Origin of the sequence: Novipirellula aureliae (assembly GCF_007860185.1) — a bacterium.
Classification (GTDB): domain Bacteria; phylum Planctomycetota; class Planctomycetia; order Pirellulales; family Pirellulaceae; genus Novipirellula_A; species Novipirellula_A aureliae.
In genome coordinates this window covers 1,009,786-1,032,951 of sequence record NZ_SJPY01000001.1, presented here as the reverse complement: position 1 = coordinate 1,032,951, position 23,166 = coordinate 1,009,786, and the positions used below count along the sequence as shown (strand labels likewise).

19 protein-coding genes and 1 pseudogene are annotated in these 23,166 nt (G+C 53.5%); 12 read left to right on the top strand and 8 right to left on the bottom strand.

Annotated elements, in window-relative coordinates; genetic code table 11:
• Nucleotides 1-12 precede the first annotated feature (12 nt).
• The 3 genes from Q31b_RS27860 to rpmA all read right to left on the bottom strand — a co-directional run bounded on the left by Q31b_RS27860 (nucleotide 13) and on the right by rpmA (nucleotide 3,612).
• On the bottom strand, nucleotides 13-1,773 hold the full coding sequence (locus tag Q31b_RS27860) for a hypothetical protein (RefSeq protein ID WP_197170868.1): 1,761 nt from the start codon (nucleotides 1,771-1,773) through the stop codon (nucleotides 13-15).
• A complete protein-coding gene (gene guaB, locus Q31b_RS03870; protein ID WP_146598296.1) occupies nucleotides 1,706-3,187 on the bottom strand; it encodes an IMP dehydrogenase in 1,482 nt (493 codons plus the stop codon). The genes Q31b_RS27860 and guaB overlap by 68 nt, the downstream gene beginning before the upstream one ends.
• A 179-nt stretch (nucleotides 3,188-3,366) precedes the next feature.
• Nucleotides 3,367-3,612 carry a 50S ribosomal protein L27 gene (gene rpmA / locus Q31b_RS03865; RefSeq protein WP_146598295.1) on the bottom strand — a complete coding sequence of 82 codons (246 nt, stop codon included), beginning with the start codon at nucleotides 3,610-3,612 and terminating at the stop codon, nucleotides 3,367-3,369.
• A 307-nt stretch (nucleotides 3,613-3,919) separates the two neighbouring features.
• On the opposite strand from rpmA, the gene tsaD reads away from it, so the two are divergent.
• The 3 genes from tsaD to Q31b_RS03850 all read left to right on the top strand — a co-directional run bounded on the left by tsaD (nucleotide 3,920) and on the right by Q31b_RS03850 (nucleotide 6,581).
• Complete coding sequence (tsaD, locus tag Q31b_RS03860; RefSeq protein WP_146598753.1) at nucleotides 3,920-4,975, top strand: tRNA (adenosine(37)-N6)-threonylcarbamoyltransferase complex transferase subunit TsaD; 1,056 nt, start codon at nucleotides 3,920-3,922, stop codon at nucleotides 4,973-4,975.
• 4 nt (nucleotides 4,976-4,979) lie between these two features.
• Nucleotides 4,980-5,606 (top strand): futalosine hydrolase, encoded by a 627-nt coding sequence (locus tag Q31b_RS03855; RefSeq protein ID WP_197170866.1) that lies wholly within the window; start codon nucleotides 4,980-4,982, stop codon nucleotides 5,604-5,606.
• Between the two features lie 105 nt (nucleotides 5,607-5,711).
• Entirely contained in the window at nucleotides 5,712-6,581 is an 870-nt protein-coding gene (locus Q31b_RS03850; RefSeq protein ID WP_146598293.1) for a 1,4-dihydroxy-6-naphthoate synthase, read from the top strand.
• A gap of 126 nt (nucleotides 6,582-6,707) precedes the next feature.
• On the opposite strand, the gene hemB is transcribed toward Q31b_RS03850, so the two are convergent.
• Nucleotides 6,708-7,712, bottom strand: a complete 1,005-nt coding sequence (hemB, locus tag Q31b_RS03845) for a porphobilinogen synthase (RefSeq protein WP_231617280.1) — start codon at nucleotides 7,710-7,712, stop codon at nucleotides 6,708-6,710.
• A gap of 124 nt (nucleotides 7,713-7,836) precedes the next feature.
• Nucleotides 7,837-9,447, bottom strand: coding sequence for a glycine--tRNA ligase (locus Q31b_RS03840; protein WP_146598751.1), 1,611 nt, complete (start codon nucleotides 9,445-9,447; stop codon nucleotides 7,837-7,839).
• A 252-nt stretch (nucleotides 9,448-9,699) separates the two neighbouring features.
• Between Q31b_RS03840 and Q31b_RS03835 the strand changes: the two genes are divergently transcribed.
• Nucleotides 9,700-10,737: a ferrochelatase gene (locus Q31b_RS03835; RefSeq protein WP_146598292.1), complete on the top strand. Its 1,038-nt coding sequence runs from the start codon at nucleotides 9,700-9,702 to the stop codon at nucleotides 10,735-10,737.
• A 226-nt stretch (nucleotides 10,738-10,963) separates the two neighbouring features.
• Here Q31b_RS03835 and rpsT read toward each other — a convergent pair whose 3' ends face one another.
• A complete protein-coding gene (rpsT, locus tag Q31b_RS03830) occupies nucleotides 10,964-11,236 on the bottom strand; it encodes a 30S ribosomal protein S20 (protein ID WP_146598291.1) in 273 nt (90 codons plus the stop codon).
• Between the two features lie 144 nt (nucleotides 11,237-11,380).
• Here rpsT and cobA point away from each other — a divergent pair, with 144 nt between their 5' ends.
• The 6 genes and pseudogenes from cobA to Q31b_RS28855 all read left to right on the top strand — a co-directional run.
• On the top strand, nucleotides 11,381-12,901 hold the full coding sequence (gene cobA, locus Q31b_RS03825) for a uroporphyrinogen-III C-methyltransferase (protein WP_146598290.1): 1,521 nt from the start codon (nucleotides 11,381-11,383) through the stop codon (nucleotides 12,899-12,901).
• A 92-nt stretch (nucleotides 12,902-12,993) separates the two neighbouring features.
• Nucleotides 12,994-13,587, top strand: a complete 594-nt coding sequence (locus tag Q31b_RS03820; RefSeq protein WP_197170864.1) for a molybdenum cofactor guanylyltransferase — start codon at nucleotides 12,994-12,996, stop codon at nucleotides 13,585-13,587.
• A gap of 111 nt (nucleotides 13,588-13,698) precedes the next feature.
• Complete coding sequence (locus Q31b_RS03815; protein ID WP_146598288.1) at nucleotides 13,699-14,733, top strand: proline racemase family protein; 1,035 nt, start codon at nucleotides 13,699-13,701, stop codon at nucleotides 14,731-14,733.
• Nucleotides 14,730-16,019: an NAD(P)/FAD-dependent oxidoreductase gene (locus tag Q31b_RS03810; protein WP_146598287.1), complete on the top strand. Its 1,290-nt coding sequence runs from the start codon at nucleotides 14,730-14,732 to the stop codon at nucleotides 16,017-16,019. The genes Q31b_RS03815 and Q31b_RS03810 overlap by 4 nt, the downstream gene beginning before the upstream one ends.
• A 298-nt stretch (nucleotides 16,020-16,317) precedes the next feature.
• Nucleotides 16,318-17,658 carry a lipopolysaccharide biosynthesis protein gene (locus Q31b_RS03805; RefSeq protein ID WP_146598286.1) on the top strand — a complete coding sequence of 447 codons (1,341 nt, stop codon included), beginning with the start codon at nucleotides 16,318-16,320 and terminating at the stop codon, nucleotides 17,656-17,658.
• Between the two features lie 119 nt (nucleotides 17,659-17,777).
• Nucleotides 17,778-18,104, top strand: a pseudogene (locus Q31b_RS28855) (transposase); the annotation flags it as partial.
• Between the two features lie 263 nt (nucleotides 18,105-18,367).
• Here Q31b_RS28855 and Q31b_RS03795 read toward each other — a convergent pair.
• Both Q31b_RS03795 and Q31b_RS03790 read right to left on the bottom strand, forming a co-directional pair.
• Nucleotides 18,368-18,658 (bottom strand): hypothetical protein, encoded by a 291-nt coding sequence (locus tag Q31b_RS03795; RefSeq protein ID WP_146598284.1) that lies wholly within the window; start codon nucleotides 18,656-18,658, stop codon nucleotides 18,368-18,370.
• A gap of 356 nt (nucleotides 18,659-19,014) precedes the next feature.
• Entirely contained in the window at nucleotides 19,015-20,013 is a 999-nt protein-coding gene (locus Q31b_RS03790; protein ID WP_231617279.1) for an NAD(P)-dependent alcohol dehydrogenase, read from the bottom strand.
• 307 nt (nucleotides 20,014-20,320) lie between these two features.
• Here Q31b_RS03790 and Q31b_RS03785 point away from each other — a divergent pair, with 307 nt between their 5' ends.
• Both Q31b_RS03785 and Q31b_RS03780 read left to right on the top strand, forming a co-directional pair.
• Nucleotides 20,321-21,907, top strand: coding sequence for an MBL fold metallo-hydrolase (locus Q31b_RS03785; protein WP_146598283.1), 1,587 nt, complete (start codon nucleotides 20,321-20,323; stop codon nucleotides 21,905-21,907).
• The gene (locus Q31b_RS03780; RefSeq protein WP_146598282.1) at nucleotides 21,904-23,124 is read left to right on the top strand and encodes a molybdopterin molybdotransferase MoeA; all 1,221 of its coding nucleotides are present in this window, start codon (nucleotides 21,904-21,906) and stop codon (nucleotides 23,122-23,124) included. Before Q31b_RS03785 ends, Q31b_RS03780 begins: the two co-directional genes overlap by 4 nt.
• Nucleotides 23,125-23,166 lie beyond the last annotated feature (42 nt).

Sequence of the window (23,166 nt, the reverse complement as noted above, 5' to 3'; positions counted from 1 at the left end):
AGCAAAGTCGCACTACGGAATCAACCAAAACGCCCCGGTCATCACGGCGGCTTGTGTCAAGCCGCCTCTTAAACTGATTGGTACAGGTGGCTTGATCCAGGGAGCACAATTGCCAGGTCGGTAATATCCGAGGGCATACTGGCATTCACCCGGTGTGTGGACGCCCATCTTGTATGGCAGAACAGCGATGTTGGCAAAGAAGTGAGCCGACGAAACAACTGGCTGCCACAGAGGACCGCGAGTGTGTCCGTAGCGTTCCAAATTGACGTCTTCGAAGTACAACGGCTTGTGACACAGGTTCGAAGCCTTCCAAGTCATCGTTGTCTTTTGCCAACGGCGAGGCGTGTAGGCCACTTGTTCGACCAAGCATTCTTTGGGGAGTCCCCAATTTTCGGAAATGTATGCCAAGTCGGGTTCGCTAAGGCGATTGATCGACAATTCTTCGGTCGTTCCGTAAGCGGTTTCGATAACAGCCTTTTCATAGGCCAAATCGACCAAGCGGCCCGCTGCCAACGGGCGACCTTCGATCGAACGCCATTGGCGATCGTCTTGGTTTTCATCGAATTTGCTTTTCAGCTTCTCGTATTCGGTTTCGCTAATCACGTCTGGCCGGAACGGTGGGCTAATGTCAAGCGATACTTTGTCAATGGTTTGGCTGGCGATCCGATTGCGAAATTCTTCGCACGTCAATCCAAGATCCTTTTTGAGCTCGTCTTGACCGCCACGGTAATCACCGATCGAATCCTCACTCAACGATTCGACACGTTCATGTTCGGATACCTCTGCATCGCGATCCCGGTTGAACGGGTTTTCAAATGGCCCCGGGCGATCCGATGGCGATTCGACTCGCTCGCCACGTGGATCGGGAAGCGACTCGACGCTCTCGTCGAAATCTCGGCGTGGTGGCTCTTCGGCTTTTGGCGGGTCTTCTCGCAGCATGTCGCCAAGCGAAGGACCGTCGTAAGGTTTGCTAAACGAATGATCGGGTGGACTGTTTAACGCAGGCGAAGAAGGGGGCGGCAACGGCTCAATCGGCTCCACGCTGCGAAGCCCATTATTCGCTCCACCGTCCGTTGATCGAGGTGCGGCAGGCTGCGATGGCGTCGCTTGATCAACACTTCCAAACGGATTTTCGAAAAAGTCGGGCGTTTCCGCTTGCACGGGAGCAGCTTGCTGCGGTGCCGATGGGTTGGGTGCAGGCAACTGGAAGCCACCATCCGCCTGAGGGTAAGCGACGAGTGCCGTCTTTGCGGTACGGTTGCTGGCATGCGAATTCAACCGAGCCAAGTCGGGCTCCGATGCAGCGACTTGGAGATGACCGACTTGCATGGTTCCGTGGGCGACAATTTGTGGAGCCGTTGATGGCTGTGCTCGCAGACGGGAATCTTCTGCGAATGGGTCCTCCTGAGCGAACCGCTGCTCTACCGATTCGCGACTTGCCGGTGGCGTGACGCTTGAACTCTTACGCCACTTCAGGTCCCAACCGTCCCGCTGAGGATCGTGCGTTCGATTTTCAGCGGTTCGACTTGGTTGCTCGTGCCCCATTTGTGGAACCGGACGAAGGGTTCCCGGCTGAGGTTGGGAAAATCCCTGCTGAGCGTAACTCTGCTGAGCGTAACCCTGCTGAGCGTAACTCTGCTGAGCAGGTGCAACCGTCGGCATCGCTAGGGTAGCAGAGCTCGCAGCGAAGATCGTACAAACCAAGCTAAAGCGTTTCGCCCGATGGTACATCGGGACTGTAATTCGGTGACTCTTGAGTGATCGCAATGTCATGCGGATGGTTCTCCCTAACCGTGGCAGCCGAAACGCGTATGAAACGGGCGTCCCGACGTAGCTCTTCAATCGTCCGTGTTCCAACGTAACCCATGCCCGCTCGCAATCCGCCGACCAACTGGTAGACGTAATCGCTAAGTGGACCTTTGAACGGCACGCGGCCTTCGACACCTTCGGGGACAAGCTTGTCCGTTGGGGTGCCTTTTTGCCGATACCGATCACTACTTCCTTCTCCCATCGCCCCGACCGATCCCATACCGCGGTACGACTTGAACGTCCTGCCTTGGTACAAAATCAGCTTTCCAGGGCTTTCGGTCAAACCGGCAAACAAACTGCCGATCATCACCGTGCTCGCCCCCGCTGCGATCGCCTTGGTAATATCACCGCTGAAGCGAATGCCGCCGTCTGCGATGATAGGAATGTTTCGATCTTGGGCGACTTTCACCGCTTCCAAAATCGCTGTTATCTGTGGAACGCCGACGCCACTAATGACTCGTGTCGTGCAAATCGAACCAGGGCCGATGCCAACTTTCACTGCATCCGCACCCGCTTCAATCAATTCGCGAGTCGCTTCGCCCGTGGCCACATTCCCTGCCACGACGTCAATGTCCCAACCTTTCTGATGCTTAATCTCTCGGACGGTTTCGATCACATTCTTGCTGTGCCCGTGAGCCGAATCGACAACCAACAAATCGACGCCTTGACGAATCAAGCTTTCCGCTCGATCAAAATCGCCAACTCCGATGGCCGCTCCGACTCGCAATCGACCCTGCGGGTCTTTGCAAGCACGAGGAAATCGTTTCATCATGTCGATGTCACGAATCGTTATTAACCCCGTCAGTCTTCTATCTTCGTCAATCAGGAGAAGTTTCTCGATCCTTTTTGCCGTTAAAATCTTCTCAGCTTCCTCAAGCGTCACATTTCCTACCGCCGTCACTAAGTTCTCGCGAGTCATTACCTCGGAAACTGGGAGATTTGGGTCCTCTAGGAACCGCAGGTCGCGGCGGGTCAGGATCCCAGCTAAGGTGCGGTCAGGCTGGACAATCGGTATGCCCGAAACGTTGGCCTGGTCCATTAATTCCGCAGCCCGGCCCACTTTTTCCTCGGGTGGCAAAGTCACCGGATCGACGATAATGCCGTTCGCCGAACGCTTGACTTTCAATACCTGCTGCGTCTGAGCCTTGGGCGATAAATTTTTATGAACAATTCCAATTCCGCCCTCTTTTGCTAGCGCGATTGCCATCTCCGATTCGGTGACCGTGTCCATCGGCGAGGAAAGCAGGGGGATTTGCAGTGTGATGCGATTGGTCAAATTGGACGTCACATCGACCTCGTTGGGAACAACCTCGCTGTAACGCGGCAGCAGGAGGACGTCATCAAACGTGACGCCGAGCGTTTCAATTTTGTTGTCCATCTTCGCTTTACCTATTTTCCAGTCGATTTTTGGGCGTGTTATTCGTTTTTAAAAGTGGCGCACAATTATGCCTGAGGGAGGCGATTTCGAGTAGGGCGCATGAAAAAACCCAATCGCACGAACGGTGCAACTGGGGTTTTATCGTGAATCTCGTAAAAGATCCTCTGGGAGATCGATCGTTACGCTGAAACGACGTTAATCCGTCGCCCTTCGCGGTCGAACATGACTTTGCCATCAACGAGTGCGTAAAGGGTGTAGTCGTTGCCTTGACCCACCCCCTTTCCGGGGTGCCACTTAGTGCCAACCTGGCGGATGAGAATGTTGCCAGCACGAACGGCTTCGCCACCAAATTTCTTCACGCCTCGGCGTTGTGCATTCGAATCGCGACCATTACGGCTCGAACCTTGCCCTTTTTTATGTGCCATTTAAGATCCCTTTATGAGTTTTTTGCTAGATTTTCGCCGCATATTGCCGCTTGAGTTGTTTTCGAGGCTCCGCAGGATAGCGACTCGCCCGATATATTTCAAGGCATCGGTTTTGGGTTTGTTCCTCGTCATTGGGTCCTCATCATCGCGGATTGAGACGTGAGGCCTCTTGGCACGCGGTTGGACAGAATGCTCGGGGCCATTTGCCGCAATCAAGGCTAACCAGTATGGTAGCCAACTCCCAACTCCCAACTCCCAACTCCCAACTCCCAACTCCCAACTCCCAACTCCCAACTCCCAACTCCCTTTGCCCATTCTAACAATCGAATCGACTTGCGACGAAACCGCTGCAGCGGTGATCGGTGATGACTGCCAAGTGCTCGGCGAGTGCATTGCGACCCAAGAAGCGTTGCACGAGCGATTCGGAGGCGTTGTCCCCGAGATTGCCGCCCGCGCTCATTTGGAGCGGATCCTGCCGGTTGTCGATACGGCCATTTCTGAATCGGGCGTGTCACCCTCGGAATTGGATGCGATTGCCGTTGCCGATCGCCCCGGTTTGGCAGGTTCGCTGCTCGTCGGGGTGATCGCCGCCAAGACACTGGCGATCGCTTGGCAAAAACCGCTCGTTGCGATCAATCACTTGCACGCTCACTTGTATGCCTGCCAATTAAGTGCCCTGCAATCATCCGACCGACAATCACCTGGACATTCCGGTTCGATCTACCCCTGTATCGGCTTGGTCGTCAGCGGCGGCCATACGTCGCTGTATCATTGCACCAGCCCCCTCGATCTAGACTACCTTGGGGGCACGATTGATGACGCCGCAGGCGAGGCGTTTGATAAAGTCGCAGCGATGTTGAGCCTCGGCTTCCCGGGCGGTCCGGCGGTTTCCCAAATGGCAGCCCAGGGCAACCGTCATGCCTACTCCTTTCCTCGATCGATGATCCACGAGGAGCATTTCAATTTCAGCTTCAGTGGATTGAAGACTGCGGTACGCTACGCGATCGTCGGGCCAGGACAACAAGATTTTTCCAGGCTCGAGCTTAGCGACACGGTGAAGGCGGACGTGTGTGCATCCTTCGAAGCAGCCGTGGTCGATGTGATTGTGCGGAAATGCAGGCGTGCGGTCAAACAGTACGCATGTGATCAATTGATCGTGGGCGGCGGGGTCGCAGCGAACCTGTATTTGCGTGAACGTTTGCAAGAGGCTGCGTCAGAAGATCGGTTTCGTCTTTCGGTTGCACCACCCGATTTGTGTACCGACAATGCGGTGATGGGCGCGATTGCACTAGAGAAAATTCGCCGTGGTGAATTTGCATCGCTCAGCCTCGATATCACGCCTGGACTTCAACGAGGGTTTTAAAGACTTGCGTAACCTCATCTTGATTCCCAGTGAGCTCGAGTATCGAATCCTTGATCCGCTACTCGTCGAACCCGTTTCCCGATCACTCGATCGGACGGAGCGGTGTGGGTTTGGGCTTATCGCGGCAGCGGCTCGAACGGCTCAGCTAATCGCTGAACATGATCCCCAACAAGTGATCTTAGCTGGTATCGCAGGAACCTTGGCGAGCGAATGCGCGATCGGATCAGCCTATCGATTCGGGCAAGTGGCTTGCGACGGAATCGGCATTGGAATCGGACGCGATCATCAATCGGCGGGTGACGCAGGATGGAACCACTATCACGACGACGACACAGGCGTATGGATTGCCGACCGCATCACATTCGCTACCGACACAAATCGGCAACTGTTGAGTGTCGCAGCGGCCTCAAGTTCACTCGAAGAATCTCATTACCGATCGACCCGTCACTCAGCTGCGGTCGCTGAGGATATGGAAGGGTTTGCGGTTGCCGCGGCCTGCCAGATTGCGGGTAAGCCACTGGAGATCTTTCGCGGAATATCAAACCAAGCCGGTAACCGCGACCATTCCATGTGGCAAATCGAAGCGGCCCTTCATTCGGTGGCGGCAATGCTGCTAGAACACCTCCGGTAGTTTGCGTTTGTGGCAGCTCGTCGTTTGCTGCCTGTTTCCCTTAGTGACGAAGCCCCAAAACATAGCCAACGGGATTCATTCCATCGCCCCCCTGGCAGCGAAAACATGAAATCAAATCCTTGCAAGATCCAACTCGCGATTTCAACTTGCCCCAATGACACGTTCGCTTTCCATGCTCTGATGCATCGACTTGTAAGCTGGCGAGGTCTCGATTTTGAAGTTCGGTTGCTCGACATTCAAGAGTTAAACGAAGGCTTGTTTCGTGGCGAGTTCGATGTTGCCAAGACCAGTTTCCACGCGGCGCTGTTGTTGGCGGACCAAACCGTTGTGCTGCCCAGCGGATCAGCGCTGGGTTTCGGAGTCGGTCCATTGCTACTTTCTGCATCAGCGGACAATACCAAGCCGCCGAGCTGTGAGCGCTCGGCCGCAGACAAGCAGGTTGTTTTATGTCCAGGCGAACAGACAACAGCGACGCTATTGTTCAAAATTTTCCATGGCGGTACGGCGGAAATTCAGCACGGTGTGTTTTCGGATATCATGCCGAAACTACTTCGTGGCGAGGCCGACTATGGAGTCTGTATTCACGAAGGCCGCTTTACCTGGCAGCAACAAGGACTTGGACTTGTCGAAGATCTCGGCGTCCTTTGGGAAGCCAAGACCCATGCTCCGCTGCCGCTCGGTGGCATGGTCGCTCGCAGGACACTTCCCTTCGACGTGCTTTCAAGAATACAGCAGGTAATTCAATCGTCGATTGAATACGCGCGTCAAACACCGGAGTCAGCGTTGCCGACGATGCGAGAGTACGCTCAAGAGTTTGACGATTGCGTACTGATGCAGCACGTTGATCTTTATGTCAACGATTGGACAATCGATCTCGGGGCGGAAGGGCGATTAGCGCTCGATGAATTGTCGCGGCGAGCGGCACAAGCGGGAGTCATCGCGTCTCGAAAGATCGAGGTTTTTAAGCCAGCGTAGGGCCTTGGCACGCGCCGTGCCAAAGAGATTGTCGATTTCGATTTCCAAACGGCCCGAGTGGCGTAGGCTTCCAGTCTGCGTTTGATCACGATCGCAGGCTGGAAGCCTACGCCACGCCAGATCGGTCTATTGCCCTAACCACTTCGCCGCGTCGGGAGCAAAATAGGTGAGGATTCCATCCGCCCCAGCACGCTTGAATCCCAGCAGACTTTCCATCACCACGCGTTCGCGGTCGAGCCAACCTTGCTCCGATGCAGCAGCCAGCATCGCGTACTCGCCGCTGACTTGATAGGCGAATGTGGGCACACCGAACGTCGTCTTCACCCGCTGGATGATATCGAGGTATGGCATCCCCGGTTTGACCATCACACTGTCGGCTCCCTCCGCCAAATCGAGAGCCACTTCGTGAAGCGCTTCGTCACTTTGGCTCGGAGCTTGTTGATAGGTACTCTTCGAAGCACCGCCAAGGTTCCCCGACGAACCGACTGCGTCACGAAAGGGTCCATAAAATGCACTGGCGTATTTCGCCGCGTACGACATGATTTGGACATGACTGAAATTGGCACGGTCGAGAGCATCGCGAATCACGCCAATGCGCCCATCCATCATGTCGCTCGGAGCGATAATGTCACATCCGGCTTCCGCTTGCACGATCGCTTGCTTGGCCAATACCTCGACGGTTTCATCGTTAACGACATAGTTATCACGTATCAAACCATCATGTCCGGTGCTGCTATAAGGATCGAGGGCGACATCGCATATGACGCCGAGCGAATCGCCAACCGCTTCCTTGACTTTGCGGACACTTCGACAAATCAAGTTTCCAGGATTGATCGCTTCCGCGGCATCCTCTGTTTTCAGTTCAGACGGTGTCGCAGGGAACAAGGCGATCGCCGGGATACCAAGGCTAACGGCCATTTCCGCCATCGATTCGATTTGGTCACCTCCTAGCCGATCGACACCTGGCATACTGGGGATCGGCGTGCGTCCGTTGCCATCGAAAACGAAGACAGGCCAAATCAAGTCATTGGTACTCAAGCGATGTTCGGCCACCATTCGCCGCGACCATTCAACTCGGCGGACGCGCCGCATTCGTGTCGCGGGAAACGGGCCACGGGATAATGGATTCATGTTTACGGGAGGTCGTAAGTGGGAGGTTGAAAAAGATTGCCAATCGACAGATGGAACAATCAACTTGAAATATGCCTATCAAGGGAGCCACTTTTGTTTCATTTTGCAATTGGCATTGGCCCCATCATGCCATGATCCGGCTGGAGAGATCGCTGACGACGTCGTCGATCTTGACTCGCCATTGCTCGAGCGTGTCACGGTCACGAATGGTAACCGTCTTGTCCTCCAACGAATTGGTGTCGACGGTAATGCAAAACGGAGTTCCCGCTTCGTCTTGGCGACGATAACGGCGTCCGACGGCTCCCTTTTCGTCGTAAAAGACGTTCATGTGCTTCTTGAGCTCGCCGTAGATTTCTTGAGCAATTTCGGGCATCCCGTCCTTCTTGACCAGCGGGAAGACAGCCGCTTTGATCGGAGCAAGGCGTGGATGCAGCTTCATCACCGTCCGCGTTTGCATTTTACCGTTCTCATCGGGAGCTTCGTCTTCGGTAAACGCTTCACAAAGAAACGCCAAGACTGCCCGGTCAGCCCCCGCAGAGGGTTCGATGACATGTGGGATATACTTTTCGTTGGTCGCCTCGTCACGGTAGCTCATGTCGCGACCGCTGCCGCGATACTTTGGCTTGCCATTTTCCCCAAGCTCGACCTGCATCGGCTGGGTCGCGGGATTGAGTTTGCCTTCCATGTGGCTGCGGAGATCAAAGTCGCCTCGGTGGGCGATCCCCTCAAGCTCGCCATATTCGCCTTCGGGCAAAAATGGAAACGCATATTCAATGTCCGCCGTCCCGACACTGTAGTGAGCCAATTCCTCCTGATGATGCTCGCGCATGATCAGCGACTCGCTCGATAGCCCAAGATTCGTGTACCAATCCAACCTGCGATCACGCCAATATCGATACCATTGTTGGGATTGATCCGGATGGCAAAAGAATTCGATTTCCATCTGCTCGAACTCACGCGATCGGAACGTGAAGTTCCGTGGAGTGATCTCGTTGCGGAAGCTTTTTCCGACTTGGCCAATACCAAACGGCAATTTCACACGACTGCTGTCAACCACATTTTTGAAATTGACAAAAATCCCCTGCGCGGTTTCAGGACGTAAAAACGTCGTGTCCTCGTCGCCCCCCAAAGCCCCGAGCGTCGTCTTAAACATTAAGTTGAATTCACGCGGCTCGGTCAACGTGTCAAGGTTCTTTGCATCGGGCGCCAAAACCTCTTTTGTCGAATCGAGCTTGTCGATTGTGATCGACTCATCGCCAATCGTGATTTTATCAGCGTCTTTGTTCCGTAGTTTGAAGAATTTCATGCCGCGGCGACGAACCTCATCGAGCTCCGTTTCGATATCAGCAAGCGTCGTGACAAAAATGGTTTGATCACGATCGGCATACGTTACATATCGCCCGCGAACTTGATCGAAGCGGTACCGCTTCTTGCTTTCGCGACAATCGACCATGTGGTCGTGAAAGAGGTCGTAATGGCCGCTGACTTTCCAAACTTGCGGATGCATGATGATCGTGCAGTCGAGACCGACCATTTCAAAGGCACCTGGCGCAGATTCGGGGACAACCAACTCATTGTGCCCGCCAATCATATCGTGCCACCAAGCGTCTTTTAAATTGCGCTTCAGCTCAACACCCAACGGGCCGTAATCCCAAAAACCCTGAATACCACCGTAGATTTCGCTTGATTGAAACAAGAATCCTCGTCGTTTGCACAACGATACAATTTTATCCATCGACTTCATGGCGATTTCTTTAACGAGTTTTTGGGAACGAACTTGGAGAGGACAAAGATGTCGAGAAAAGAGGAATGTATCGTTTTTTGTCTCGATTGGGGAGAGTAGCGAAGATGCGATTCGCTTGCTGCAATGATACACTGTCGCGACAGCATTTCCGTAGTGGATCTTGTTAAAGATCCTGCTGCAAAGGATCATTAACAAGATCCATACGGTCTTCGTTCGAATTTATTCCCTCAACAGCCTGTATTCATGCAATCCCCTGACCCTGCCTACGATTCATTCATGCTTGTTTCCTTCGGCGGCCCAGAAGGCCCCGATGATGTGATCCCCTTCTTGGAAAACGTTCTGCGTGGAAAACCGGTTCCACACGAGCGGATGTTGGAGGTTGCAGAGCACTACCAGGCGTTTGGTGGCGTCAGCCCGATTAACGAACAAAACCGCCAACTGCTAGCGGCGATCAAGGAGGAATTCAAAGCGAACGGGGTCGATTTGCCCGTCTATTGGGGGAACCGGAACTGGGACCCCTACTTCGCCGATACGCTTCGCCAAATGCGTGACGATGGATGCAAGCGAACATTGGCATTTTTCACCAGCATGTTCAGCTGCAACAGTGGATGCCGCCAGTACCGCGAAAATCTGATCGAGGCCCAAGCGGAAGTCGGCAAGGACTCCCCCGTGGTCGAAAAACTACGGATGGGGTTTAATCACCCGCTGTTCATCGAAACGATGTCAGACAATGTCAAAGCCGCCGCAAGGTTGATTGATACCGACCTGAATTCCGCAACGGTGATGTTCACTGCCCACAGCGTCCCGATGTTGATGGCCGATAATTCCGATTATGTCAAACAGCTTACCGAGACTTGCCGATTGGTAGCCGGGATGGCTGGCATCGAGAACTGGTCCCTTGTCTACCAAAGCCGTTCGGGACCACCTCATCAACCTTGGCTCGAGCCAGATGTTTGCGATTCCATTGAGGCCGCCAGCGAAAATCAGTCGATTGAATCACTGATTGTCGTGCCGATCGGCTTTGTCAGCGATCACATGGAGGTCGTCTACGATCTCGACCATGAAGCAGCCGACCTTTGCAAAGCCAAGAATATCAAAATGGCGCGAGCGGCTACGGCCGGCGTATCGCCAAAGTTCATTAAGATGATTCGCTTATTGGTCGAAGAACGGTTGCATGGCGACCGCGAGCGAGCGGCACTCGGCGAACTCGGGCCGGGACATGACGTATGTCCAGTGGATTGTTGCTTGTACAATCCAGTGCGGCCCCCATCCGAGGGTTGAGACCAATAGGTGCGCAGCCCCTCCTGCGGGCGACCAGATCGCCCTGTTCTCCGAGTGCGTGTGTGTTTTTCAAAAAAACAAGCTAAATCGTGGCTCTCGCCTATCGCCGAAACTCTCGCCGAGTTTCGCTACGAACTCACAGTTTTTTTGAGCGGAAAGCGGGTTTGAGCCGATCGGCATGAGCCATCCGTTCGGAGAGCTGAGCGAACCTGCGACGCTCCTCGCCTTAGGCTTTGCAGCCTGCGGCTTTGACCAATTTGCTCAAACGGCTCTTGGTCCGTGCGGCTGCGTTGCGATGAATGATGTTTTTGCTGGCTGCTTTGTCTAGTTTCTTGACTGCCAAACGAAATGCCGCTTGCATTTTATCGGTATCGCCTTCCTTGACTGCTTCGCGAACGTTACGCAGTGTTGAACGCATGTTGCTTCGCGTTGCTCGGTTGCGTAGACGTAACTTTTCACTTTGACGCAGACGTTTCTTGGCACTTTGGGTATTTGGCATCTTCGGTTCTAATTTCGCTTCGGAATATTCGTACGGATCGGTGTGGCTGCAATAACTGTCGTTCTAGAAAGTTTTCAGTGGCCCACATTATGCCGACATCGATGCCATCTGTCCATAGTCAACTTTTCAGACAAAAATGGGCAGATGAATGGTAATAAAAGGAACGAAGACGGAAAAGTCTACCTGATTGGCGCTGGCCCCGGCGCTCCAGGGCTGATCACGTTGCGTGGCGCCGAGCTTCTTAGCGGCAGTGACGTGGTGCTGTATGACGGGTTAAGCAGCGTTGAGCTACTGAAACACGCCCCCAATGCAGAGCATATTTGCGTTGGCAAGCATGGGCAACAAAGGATTTGGCACCAAGATGAGATCATTGAAGAAATGCTCCGCCACGCTCGCGTTGGCAGGCGGGTTGCTCGGTTAAAAGGTGGCGATCCAGCGGTTTTTGCTCGCACTGCGGAAGAGGTCGACGCGCTTTCTGCAGCAAAAATCCCCTACGAGATCGTTCCAGGCATCACGGCGGCGTTGGCGGCAGGCTCCTACGCGGGCATTCCGATCACCCATCGAAAGCTCGCTTCGGCGGTCGCTTTGGTGACAGGACACGAAGAGCCCGGCAAAACGAAATCGGCGCTTGATTGGGACGCCTTGGCTTGTTTTCCTGGAACTCTTGTCATCTATATGGGGGTTACGACGGCGAAAATCTGGACCGATTCGCTGATCAAAGCAGGCAAACCGTCCGACACGCCCGTGGCAATCGTCCGACGCTGCAGCTATCCAGACCAGCAGACTTTTCGATGTCGGCTCGACGAAGTAGCCGATCGGATGACCCCAGCTTCGAAAATCCGCCCCCCTGTTATCGTCATCATTGGACCGGTTGCCGAACTGGCCGATACTCCGAATTGGTTGGAGCAACAGCCTCTCTACGGGAAAACGATCCTGGTTTCACGGCCTGCCGATCAGGCTGAAACGATGGCGGCTTCGCTACGAGATCTGGGTGCAAACGTACTCATTCAGCCTGCGATTGAAATTGCCCCGTTGGCCGAATGCCGCGACTTGGACCAGGCGATTATCGACCTGCCCAAGCAAGACTTCGTCGTTTTTAGTAGCCAAAATGGTGTTCGCTTCTTTCTGCAGCGACTTCTTCAAATGGGCTTCGACATGCGAAGGCTTGGTAACTGCACGATCGCATGTGTAGGAAAACAAACCGAACAGGCGCTCAGAGAGTTTTCGCTCCAGTCGGATATCACGCCCCCTGATTTCCGCGCAGAATCGTTGGCAGATGCTTTGGCGGATTCGGTCGGCGGAAAACGGACGCTGTTGATCCGTGCCAGCCGCGGGAGGGATCTGCTCAAAGAGCGGCTCAAGCAGGACGGAGCGATCGTTGACGAAACGATTGCCTATTCCCATTCGGACGTCACCAATCCCGATCCGGACATTCTCGAAATGGCCAACGAGGGGCAAATCGATTGGATAACGATTGCTAGCAGTGCCACGGCGGAGAGTTTGCATCGCATGCTCGGGCCCGCGATGAAACGGAGCAAGCTAGCGAGTTTAAGCCCGATTACGTCAGCGGCACTGCGACGGCTGGGCTATCAAGTCGATGCGGAAGCCGATCCCTATACGATTGACCAATTGATCAAGGCGGTTCGGGAGCATCCATCGACATGATAACGCCCGAAAGCAACTCCGCTTCCTCCGCCAATTGCGAGCAAAAGGGAAGGCTAAAGACAAGCCAATCCTTTACAGAACAATGGGATCGCATGAAGCTTTTGTGCGTCGTCCTGTGTGGCGGTCGCTCATCGCGAATGGGCACCGACAAAGCGGAACTGATTCACCCAACTGGCAAAACGTTCCTCCACCATGCCGTAGATCGAGCCAAGGAAGTGAGTCAGGATGTCTATTTGTCCGGTTACGCTCGGCCGGGTGCAACCTGCCCAACGATTGTCGATCCCGTTGCCTTTCGAGGACCTGCGACTGGTATCGCAGCGGCCGTTGCCCGTGCTGCGGACGAGCATTTTGCGGGTTGCTTGGTAACGCCCGTCGACATGCCAAACCTGACGTCAAAACACCTGATGCGACTGCGTCAGGAGTGGCTGAAATCGCCTGGCGAATTAATCGTGGCGATGAGTGCAGAGGACGGGCAATTGCAGCCATTGGTGGCGATCTATCCGGCCGGTTTTGCCGATTCGCTTCGTGCGTTAGCAGAAAGCGAACGACGCGGTTTGGTTTCCTGGTTCTCGACTCGTCCACACCGCATCTTTGAACTTTCCGCCATCGATTGCCAGAATATAAACACAAGAGCCGACCATGAAACAAACCAAACCTCCATTTACAGAGCAGCAGATGCCGATTAAGCTTCGTTTTTGCTGATTTTTGTTGGTGCAATTCGCATCTTGGATTTGTAGCAGGCGGCTGCGGTCGGGGCGAGTTTTTATCAACTTGGTTGCCTCCCTTTTTAGTCGAAAATGAAAGATATAGCCCCACGCCTCGAGCGTATTTCGGTTTTTGATTCTCACACTGGTGGCGAGCCAACTCGGCTGGTCGTTTCGGGCGGTCCCGATTTGGGTAAAGGGAGCCTGTTGCAGCGGCAGCAGCGATTTGAGAATGAGTTTGATTATTTTCGCAGCGCCATCGTCAATGAACCTCGTGGCAATGACGTGATGGTTGGTGCGTTGCTTTGCAAACCTTCCGTCGCCGATTGCGTCGCTGGCGTGATGTTCTTTAACAATGTTGGCTCGCTAGGCATGTGTGGTCATGGAGTCATTGGTGTCGCAGTCACCTTGGCTCATCTTGGTCGTATCGATCCCGGTCAGCACAAGATCGAAACGCCGGTCGGTACCATTGGATTCAAGCTCGATGAAGACTTGCGCCGGGTGACGTTTCAAAACGTCCCAAGCTATCGCTATCGCAAAGAAGTGGCGGTTGAAGTCCCTGGTTTTGGTAGCGTGGTCGGCGATATCGCCTGGGGCGGAAACTGGTTCTTCTTAGTTCGCAGCGAGCCGGATCAAATCCGGCCTCAGCACCTGGAGGACTTACTCACTTACACCCGCGCAATTCGCAATGCCTTGGACGAACAGAAAATCACCGGGCACCAAGGCAAAACGATTGACCATGTGGAAGTCTTCGCCGAAACCTCAACTGCCGATGGACGCAATTTTGTGCTCTGCCCTGGCGGGCAATGGGACCGGTCCCCATGCGGTACCGGGACGAGTGCAAAGTTGGCGTGCTTGGCTGCCGATGGACTCCTTGCTCCAGGAAAGCTCTGGCACCAAGAGAGCATCATCGGCACCCATTTCGAAGCTCGATATCGACTGCCGACGGAATCCGAACTGAAGAAACTCGGTAATACGGGAGTGCAAGGTGGCGCGGCGTTAGCTGACGATGTCGCCGACTCGGGCGGCGTGATTGTCCCTAGCATCACCGGCACCGCTTCGGTCACCGCCGAAGCACAATTGATTCTTGACCCTGAAGACCCATTCTGCTACGGAATCCCTGTATGACCGATTCGGATGATTCGGTTCGGCAATCTGAGCCGTTGGCCGAATCACGGCACGTCGTCGTCATTGGCGGGGGAGTGGTCGGAATCGCTTGTGCTCACTACTTGAACCTTGGTGGATTTAGGGTCACCGTCGTCGACAAAAGCCGCATCGGAAGCGGATGCTCGCATGGCAATTGCGGCTACATCAGCCCAAGCCACGCATTGCCCCTTGCCGAACCGGGCGCTCTAACGAAAACGTTCAAGGCTATGCTGAAGCCGAACTCGCCGATGCGAATTCGCCCTGGCCTGAACGTATCGCTCTGGAAATGGTTACTCAAGTTTTCGCTCCGCTGCAATGCAAACGATTGCAACCAGTCAGGGCGTGCGATCCATCCGCTGCTGACCTCCGCCATGCAGCTTTACGAAGAGCTTGTCGATTCGTTCCATTTGAATTGTGAATGGACCCGCCAAGGATTGATGTTCGTGTACGAGAACCAATCAGCATTCGATTCTTACGCTTCAACGGACGAACTGCTAAGACGCGATTTCAACGAACCGGCGAAGCGATTCACAAAAGCAGAATTGCTGGACTTCGAACCTTCGCTTCGGGAACACGTCGTTGGCGCTTGGTACTTTGAACACGATGCCCATTTGCGTCCCGATCGATTACTGGAGTCTTGGCGGGACTCACTACTCGAACGTGGTGTGGAATTTGTTGAACAACAAGCGTTGACCGGAATCAATGAGCAGGATGGTGCCGCTGATCGCGTTTTGCTTTCCTCTCAAACAATCGATGCCGACGAATTCGTCATTGCTACCGGTGCATGGACGCCCCAGCTAGAAAAAATCTTGCGTTACCAGATTCCGATCCAACCCGGCAAAGGCTATTCGGTGACGATGCCACGACCACAGGTTTGCCCTGAAACGCCAATGATTTTTCCCGAACACAAGGTGGCGGTCACCCCCTGGCAATCCGAACTGAGGCTCGGCTCGATGATGGAGTTCATCGGTTTCGATTCGAGAATCGATCCGAAACGCCTACGCTTGCTCACCGAAGTTGCACGAAGATACTTGAAGAGCGAATTGCCGACCGAGTTTTCGGAAACTTGGTGTGGATGGCGGCCAATGACCTACGATAGCACTCCCGTCATTGATCGGTGCCCAAGTTTCTCGAACGTCTACATCGCTGCCGGACATAACATGCTAGGCCTCAGCATGGCTCCCGCCACGGGCAAACTGATCGGTGAAATGATCTCGGGCAAACCAACGCATCTAGCCGTCGAGCCCTACCGAGCCGATCGATTTTGACGTACGACTGACATCTTCGCTACGCTTTCGTCAGATGCTTGTCCGTCTGTTTCGGGGAAAGGCGGGTCGGGTAAAACGCGCATTGTCCACAACATCAAATCCCCCCCAGCCTCCTCGGTCGCCGATGAACAATACGCGTTGCAACCATCGCCCACTCCGTGCGGATTGCGATTCAGAGAACAGCATTATGTTGATTATCTCATCGAGTTTTGAGCTTGTGTTGACACTGCTGCAAGTATATTGGTTCCTGCATCGTCTTTTGAATCGCATAAAACAACAATAGAAATGAATTGTCCGAATGAATCGGCATGTCGGAATCGGTATTCGCATACCTTTGATTTTGATCTCGATCAATGTCATTGGCGTTTTGCTCGGTTATGGCGCGACCATGATCGTCGCAAATTCGCTTGCGCCAGTCGCATTCGAGCATTACATTACAGCGGTTGCCACCTTAAGCTTACTCTCGAGTCTCGGTGAAACCGGCTTTGGGAAGTATGCTCTAAGAATCATTCCAGCGTACCGAGGCGAAGGCAAAGCCTATCATGTTCGTCTCTACGTGGCTTTGTCCGTATTTAGCGTTATCATCTTCAGTGCGTTGATTGCGGCGGTAGGATACCCGATCGCAATTCGCCTACTCGATTCGCCGCATCCACTAACCCTTCGATTGGCATTTTTGGGAATGCCACTTATTGCTCTGGCTGCCGTTGCGATTGACATGTGGTTTGCCTTTCTTCATCCGCTGTTCGGTGTCGTTCTTGCTCGGATCGTGATGCCTGCGACAACGTTCGGTTTGTTGATTACTTGCATCTACCAAGACCTGCTGTCGCCTATGGGTGCGGTTGGTTGTTACCTGTCAGGTTCCGTAGCGGTGCTCGTCGTTTCCGCCCTGGCCATTTGGCAATCCAACGTGCTAAACCAAGCTTCAACGGAACCGAAATCGCATGTCGAAAAGAAATCGATAGCAAGATTTTTCGTACAATGGTGGTCATGGATCAAAATCAGCTCTTCCTATTTACAATACTACTTATTGATCATCGTGATCTGGCGGTCGCCTTTGGTAATCGCCAGTTACTTGCCGCACGCAGCAGGCGATGTAGCACACCTTGCCCCTGCGTTCGAGCTTGGCTGTTTAGTCTCCCTGATCGGCAAGGCGACCGACAAGTACTACCAACCGATTCTAGCTGAGCATCTTCAACGGTGCCGTTGGCGGCATGTGCGAGTCCTGATGGCTCGCCGGGGGAGAATCGTTTGGGCCGTCGTCCTGGTCTACCTGCTGACAATCTTTCTGGGCGGGCCTGCAATATTGAATTTGTATGGCGAGAGGTATACGGTGGGCTATGGGTGGATGCTGATCATCGGGATTGGTTCGAGTGCCTGGACGGTGTGCTCGTTCACGTCGAGTTGCCTTTTGTATACAGGGAAAAACCAAATCTTCGTGACTTTGGCGGGGTTGCATATTTTGGCGACGTTTACTTTTATGGCGTGGCTGTTCCCCGCCTATGGCCCTCTCGGAGCAGCGATCGCTTTTACTATTCCGCTGCTCTCTCTCTCCGCAAGCGTCGTTGCATTCTCCATGCGCCGACTGCGCCGACTCAGCAAGAATTTAGCTCAAGATTGGGCATACCTCCGCGAGACCTGAAAACGCATTGCTCCAAGTAGAATGGACTGATGATGGCCAGTATGCTGATCCGAAGACCTGGCCCAAAGGTGGCTCACCCGACGCGTCTCATAACCGTCGTCCGCTTGGAAGCCAATCCGTTGCTTCGTTTCTTTCGTTTCCTTGGTAAAGATCGCTGTTCGAAAACTCAATTTGTTTGCAGTGATATGTGGCAGGCTTACCTGAAAGTCATCGCCCAATAAGTGCCAATGCGACCCACATTCTCGACCGCTTTCATGTGATGCAAAAGATGAGCAAGGCGAGCCGATGAGGCCTTGTCATCAGGAGGTGTCGAGGGATTTAACAACAAACTAAAACCGATTACCAGAAAACCTTATGGCTTTCGGACTCAAAACGCCTACGAAATTGCGTTGTATCACAACCTTGGCGATCTTCCCGAACCCAAATTTACCCACAAATTCTTCTGACGAGGCAAAATCAAAGATTGACAAAGCACGAGGCCGGAGGCCGAAACATCCGCTGCCGGTGGCGTGACGGCCTGTCGATTTAATCGGTTTGACTCGACTTATTGTTTAACGCCAAGCCATAGGCGACCGCTTATGAAAAAGCTGACGCCTTCGGCTAAGCGTTAAACGATTAAATCGACAGGCCGGTAAGCCACCGGAATGGATGACAACCGAACCAATAGCCCGGAGCGCGACACATAGCGATGATGTATCGCCCTCCGAGCCTAAAAACAATGCGACGTCGGTCGAGAAGTGATTTTGATGATATTCACGAATCGACCCGTCATCGGCACCGAGCAAAGATGCAGAAGAATGAGTCCAGTATCGCGTACAGCCGCCGCCATCATTTCGGCGAAACACCGTTCGCGGTCATCATGGTGATGTTCGATCTGCGTTGCTTCTTGCTCCGAGGCATCGAGAGAGTCGAGCAAGAGTGGCAATGGGTTTCGCGACGAAATCAGCAGTCGGCTAACGCCAAAATGGCTAATTCGCAGAGTGTTTCTCCAAGGATTCACACAAACCCTTTCGCTTTAATGAGTTACTCAAATGACGAGCCATCACATGAATCATCCGGGATAGCGTTCAACGTCTCGGAGAGACGCTGCTACTGTTGGTGGTGTGAAAGATGCGTTGCGTTCAACGTCTCGGAGAGACGCTGCTACCGTTGGTGGTGTGAAAGATGCGTGCGTTCAACGTCTCGGAGAGACGCTGCTACTGTTGGTGGTGTGATAGATGCGTTGCGTTCAGCGGCTCGGAGAGACGCTGCTACTGTTGGTGGTGTGAAAGATGCGTGCGTTCAACGGCTCGGAGAGACGCTGCTACTGTTGGTGGTGTGAAAGATGCGTGCGTTCAACGGCTCGGAGAGACGCTGCTACTTGGTTGTCAGGACAATTTTTCCTCGGTCAACACCTTTTTCGATCCGCTTGTGTGCATCGCTTGCTTGCGCGAGTGGGAAGAGATGATCGATCGTCACCGTCAGCTTCTCGTCAGTATACAGCTGCACGAGTTCGCGCAAATCATCACGTGAAGGTGTTGCCAACATGATCACACCACCTTTGGACGAAAATTTGGTTAAAATAGTCATGATGGCACCTGACAAATTCGGCTCGGTTGAAACGAAGCGGCCCTTTTGGGTCATCACGTTGCGAGCTTTGAGGTAACCACTTTTACCAGCGGCATCAAAGATCAGATCCCAGGCTTGACCCGCCCGGGTGAAATCGACTTTTTCGTAATCGATGAATTCATCGGCACCGAGTGACATCACAAACGATTCATTGGCACCGCTCGCGACTCCTGTAACAAGTGCTCCGTAGGCTTTGGCAATCTGAACGGCAAAGGCTCCGACCCCACCACTTGCCCCGTTGATCAGCACTCGATCCTTTGCCTTTAGTTTTCCGTGATCGCGCAGCGATTGGAGTGCCGTGGTGGCCGCCAAAGGAATTGCCGCCGCGTGTTCGATAGACATGTCTTCGGGGATTTTGGCGACACTATTGGATCGACACCGTGCGTACTCTGCATAACCGCCACCATACTTATTGTCCAAGAATGCCATGACACGATCGCCGGGGTAGAAACCGCTTTCGCCGGGGGCAAACACGATCGTTCCTGCGACGTCATAGCCAGGAATTCTCGGGAAGCCGCCTGGCAATACATAACGAGCTTGGCCGGCACGAAGTCGATAGTCGATTGGATTGACTCCCGCCGCTTCGACTCGGATGATGACTTTCTTTGGATCGGGAAAAGGTGTTTTGGTTTCGGCAAGCTCCAACACTTCAGGACCACCGTAGTCTCGGTACACGATCGCCCGCATGTTGACCGGTAAATTTTGACGAACTTCCTGTTCTTCCGGCAATACCCTCGAAGTCATCATTCCAGTGTCGTCAAATCCAAGAGTCGAATCGTTTCGTGCGTGGTGTTTTGCGTGGCGTTTTTCAGAACGGGTGTGAGTGGGCTGCATTGGGAAAGTCGGAGATGTAATGGGGGCGAAAATCTTGTGTATGGTAGATAACCCAGTTGAGCAGACGGGTGCAATCCGCGTGCCGTGTTCGGAGCGGAAAAACGAGAAGCGTTTTGGTCCACAAGGTGAATCGACGATAGTCTTGGCGACTTCTGCTGTCGATTATGATACAACATTTAGCATACATTTTCCTCGGACCTCGTGAGAGCAAATCTAAAAGATGGCGTCATTAACTTTTTGTGGTGCTGCCGGCACCGTCACAGGATCTTGCTCCCATATCGAGAGCGGCGATAAACGGTTTCTTGTCGATTGCGGATTGTTTCAAGGGACCAAGACGACTCAATCGCTCAATTATCAACCATTCCCATTCGATGCATCCAAAGTCGATTTTTTGCTTCTGACTCACGCGCACATCGATCATTCGGGCTTACTTCCCAAGCTCGTTCGGTCTGGATTTTCAGGAAAAATCTATGCGACGGAAGCCACCTGTGATCTGCTTGAATTCATGCTCCGCGATTCCGCTTACATTCAAGAAAGCAACACGGAACGTCTTAATCGCAAGCTACGACAAAAGGGCGAAGACCTAGTCGAGCCGATCTACACCTTGGCGGACGCCGAGCAAACACTTGCCCAATTGGAGCAAGTTGGGTACGAACAATGGTTTGCGCCGGATCCCTCAATCCGCTGCCGGCTTTGGAACGCTGGCCACCTGCTCGGCTCGGCATCGATCGAAGTGCGTCTTGATGATGCCGATTCAGACCAAGCAATTCGGATGCTGTTCTCCGGTGATCTTGGGCCAGACGAGAAGGCTTTTCATCCTGAACCCGATGCACCGGCTGGGTTTGATTACGTCGTTTGCGAAAGCACCTACGGCAATCGAGACCGCGATGACTACACTCTGGAGCGACGACGGGAAATGCTGCAAGAGGAATTGACAGCCGGTCTGAAACGAGGGGGGAATGTTGTCATCCCATCCTTCGCCGTGGAACGCAGCCAAGAATTACTCCACGACATCGGTGTATTGCTCAGCCAAGGACTTATCCCCGAATGCGATGTTTACCTCGATTCACCATTGGCGAAAAAGGTGACCGAAGTCTTTGTCAAGCATTCCAAAGAACTCGAGGACATTGAGATTGATGAAGCAAAAATTTTTCGCCATCGACGCTTCCATATCGTCGAAAGTGTCGAAGAGAGCAAGGCGATCAACCATGTTGCCAAGGGAGCGATCATCATCTCGGCCAGCGGCATGTGTACTGCGGGTCGAATCAAGCATCACCTCAAAAACAATATCTGGAAAAAGAACTCTACGGTTCTGTTTGTCGGATACCAGGCTCCAGGAACGTTGGGGCAGATCATTACGAGCGGTGCGAAACGGGTTCGAATCTATGGCAAAGAATATAAGGTCGAAGCGGCGATCCGACGCCTGGGCAACTATTCCGCTCACGCCGATCAAGGAGAGTTACTCGATTGGGTCGTCGAACGTGGCCCCGTCAAGACCGCACTGTTCTTGAATCATGGGGAAGACGATGTTCGTAGCGTGATGCGAGAGAAACTCCATGAACGTGGTATCGATAAAGAAAAAATCTTCTTGCCTCAATTTGACCAACGCTTCAAGTTAATCGCTGGCTCAAAACCGACCGCTGTGGCCGCTCAACAACCGCGACTCGACGCCAGCCAACGTGTCAGGGATTGGAATAACGACTACGCCCAATTCATGCTCGACCTGGGAGCGAAACTAAACGCGGCCAAAAACGCGCATGAAAAACAGGATCTTATCCGGCGTTTAGCGGAGACACTTCAAAAGTGACGGATTTCAATCATCCCAATCGTGCGATCGATGCGCTGGCAGAACGCTTGTTACGCCGTGAAACTCATCAACTTGAATCGGACCAGCTGGTAGGTCGTGTATTAGCCAGTGACGTGTTGGCTGATCGAGACAGTCCAGCTGCGGACGTGTCGGCAATGGATGGCTACGCAATTCGTCTGAGCGATTTCGGTTCACGCTCTGCCGTTCCGATTGCCGGGGAATGTGTTGCGGGCGAGGCTCCTCCGCCAATGATTCCCAATGCCGTGCTCCGGATCTTTACCGGGGCCGTCGTACCCGACGGCTGTGAAGCGGTCGTGAAACGAGAAGATACGATTGAACACGAGCACTCGATCGAGTTTCTCTCCTCGGCTAGGAATGCCTCACCAGGAGAACATATTCGTCGAGCGGGCGAGAATGCCAAGACGAATGACTGTGTCTTGGCTGCTGGATCGCTTGTCACCCCTGCTTCGATCGCCACAATGGTCAATTTTGGATCCTATTCGGCAAACGTATTTGACCAAGTTCGTGTGTCGCTCATTACAACGGGGAACGAAGTTGATCGTTTCGAACAGGAATCGCCTAGGCCGTGGCAACTAAGAAATAGTAATGCAGCGGCGATCGAATCGATGTTGCGATCGATCGCCTCGGTCCGGTTTATCGATCATCATCATTGCCGAGATGATCGTTTCTCGCTTGCTGAAAGTTTAGAAAAATGCTTGTCTGAATCCGATGCGGTGTTTCTGACCGGCGGGGTCTCCCAAGGCGACTACGACTACGTGCCAAAGATCATTCCCGGGTTCGGTGCCGAGATCGTCTTTCATGGATTACCGATCCGCCCGGGGAAGCCAATCCTAGGTGCGGCAACGAGAGCAGGAAAGTTGATCCTAGGTTTGCCTGGAAACCCCGTCAGCGCGACGGTCGGAGCGAGACGCTTCGCACGCCCTCTACTGGCTAAGATGTCGGGTCAAAACGATTGGCGAGAGCATCCACCGCAAGTTCGACTACATGATTCGGCAAGCAAGTCACTGCCGCTTCACGTCATGCGGTTAGTCCGCCATGTTGAAAACAGTTTTGAACAGGGTAAGGAGAATGCGGTGGTCGCAGCGGTTCCGAGTCTCGGGTCGGGCGACCTCGTATCGTTAGGCCAAAGCATTGGCTTTGTGGAAATCCCTCCTGGTCATTCGGGTGAGGGCCCGTGGCCGTTTTTCGCATGGTGAAGACATGCGGCATACTGTCGCGATCGTTACTGCATGGAAGGA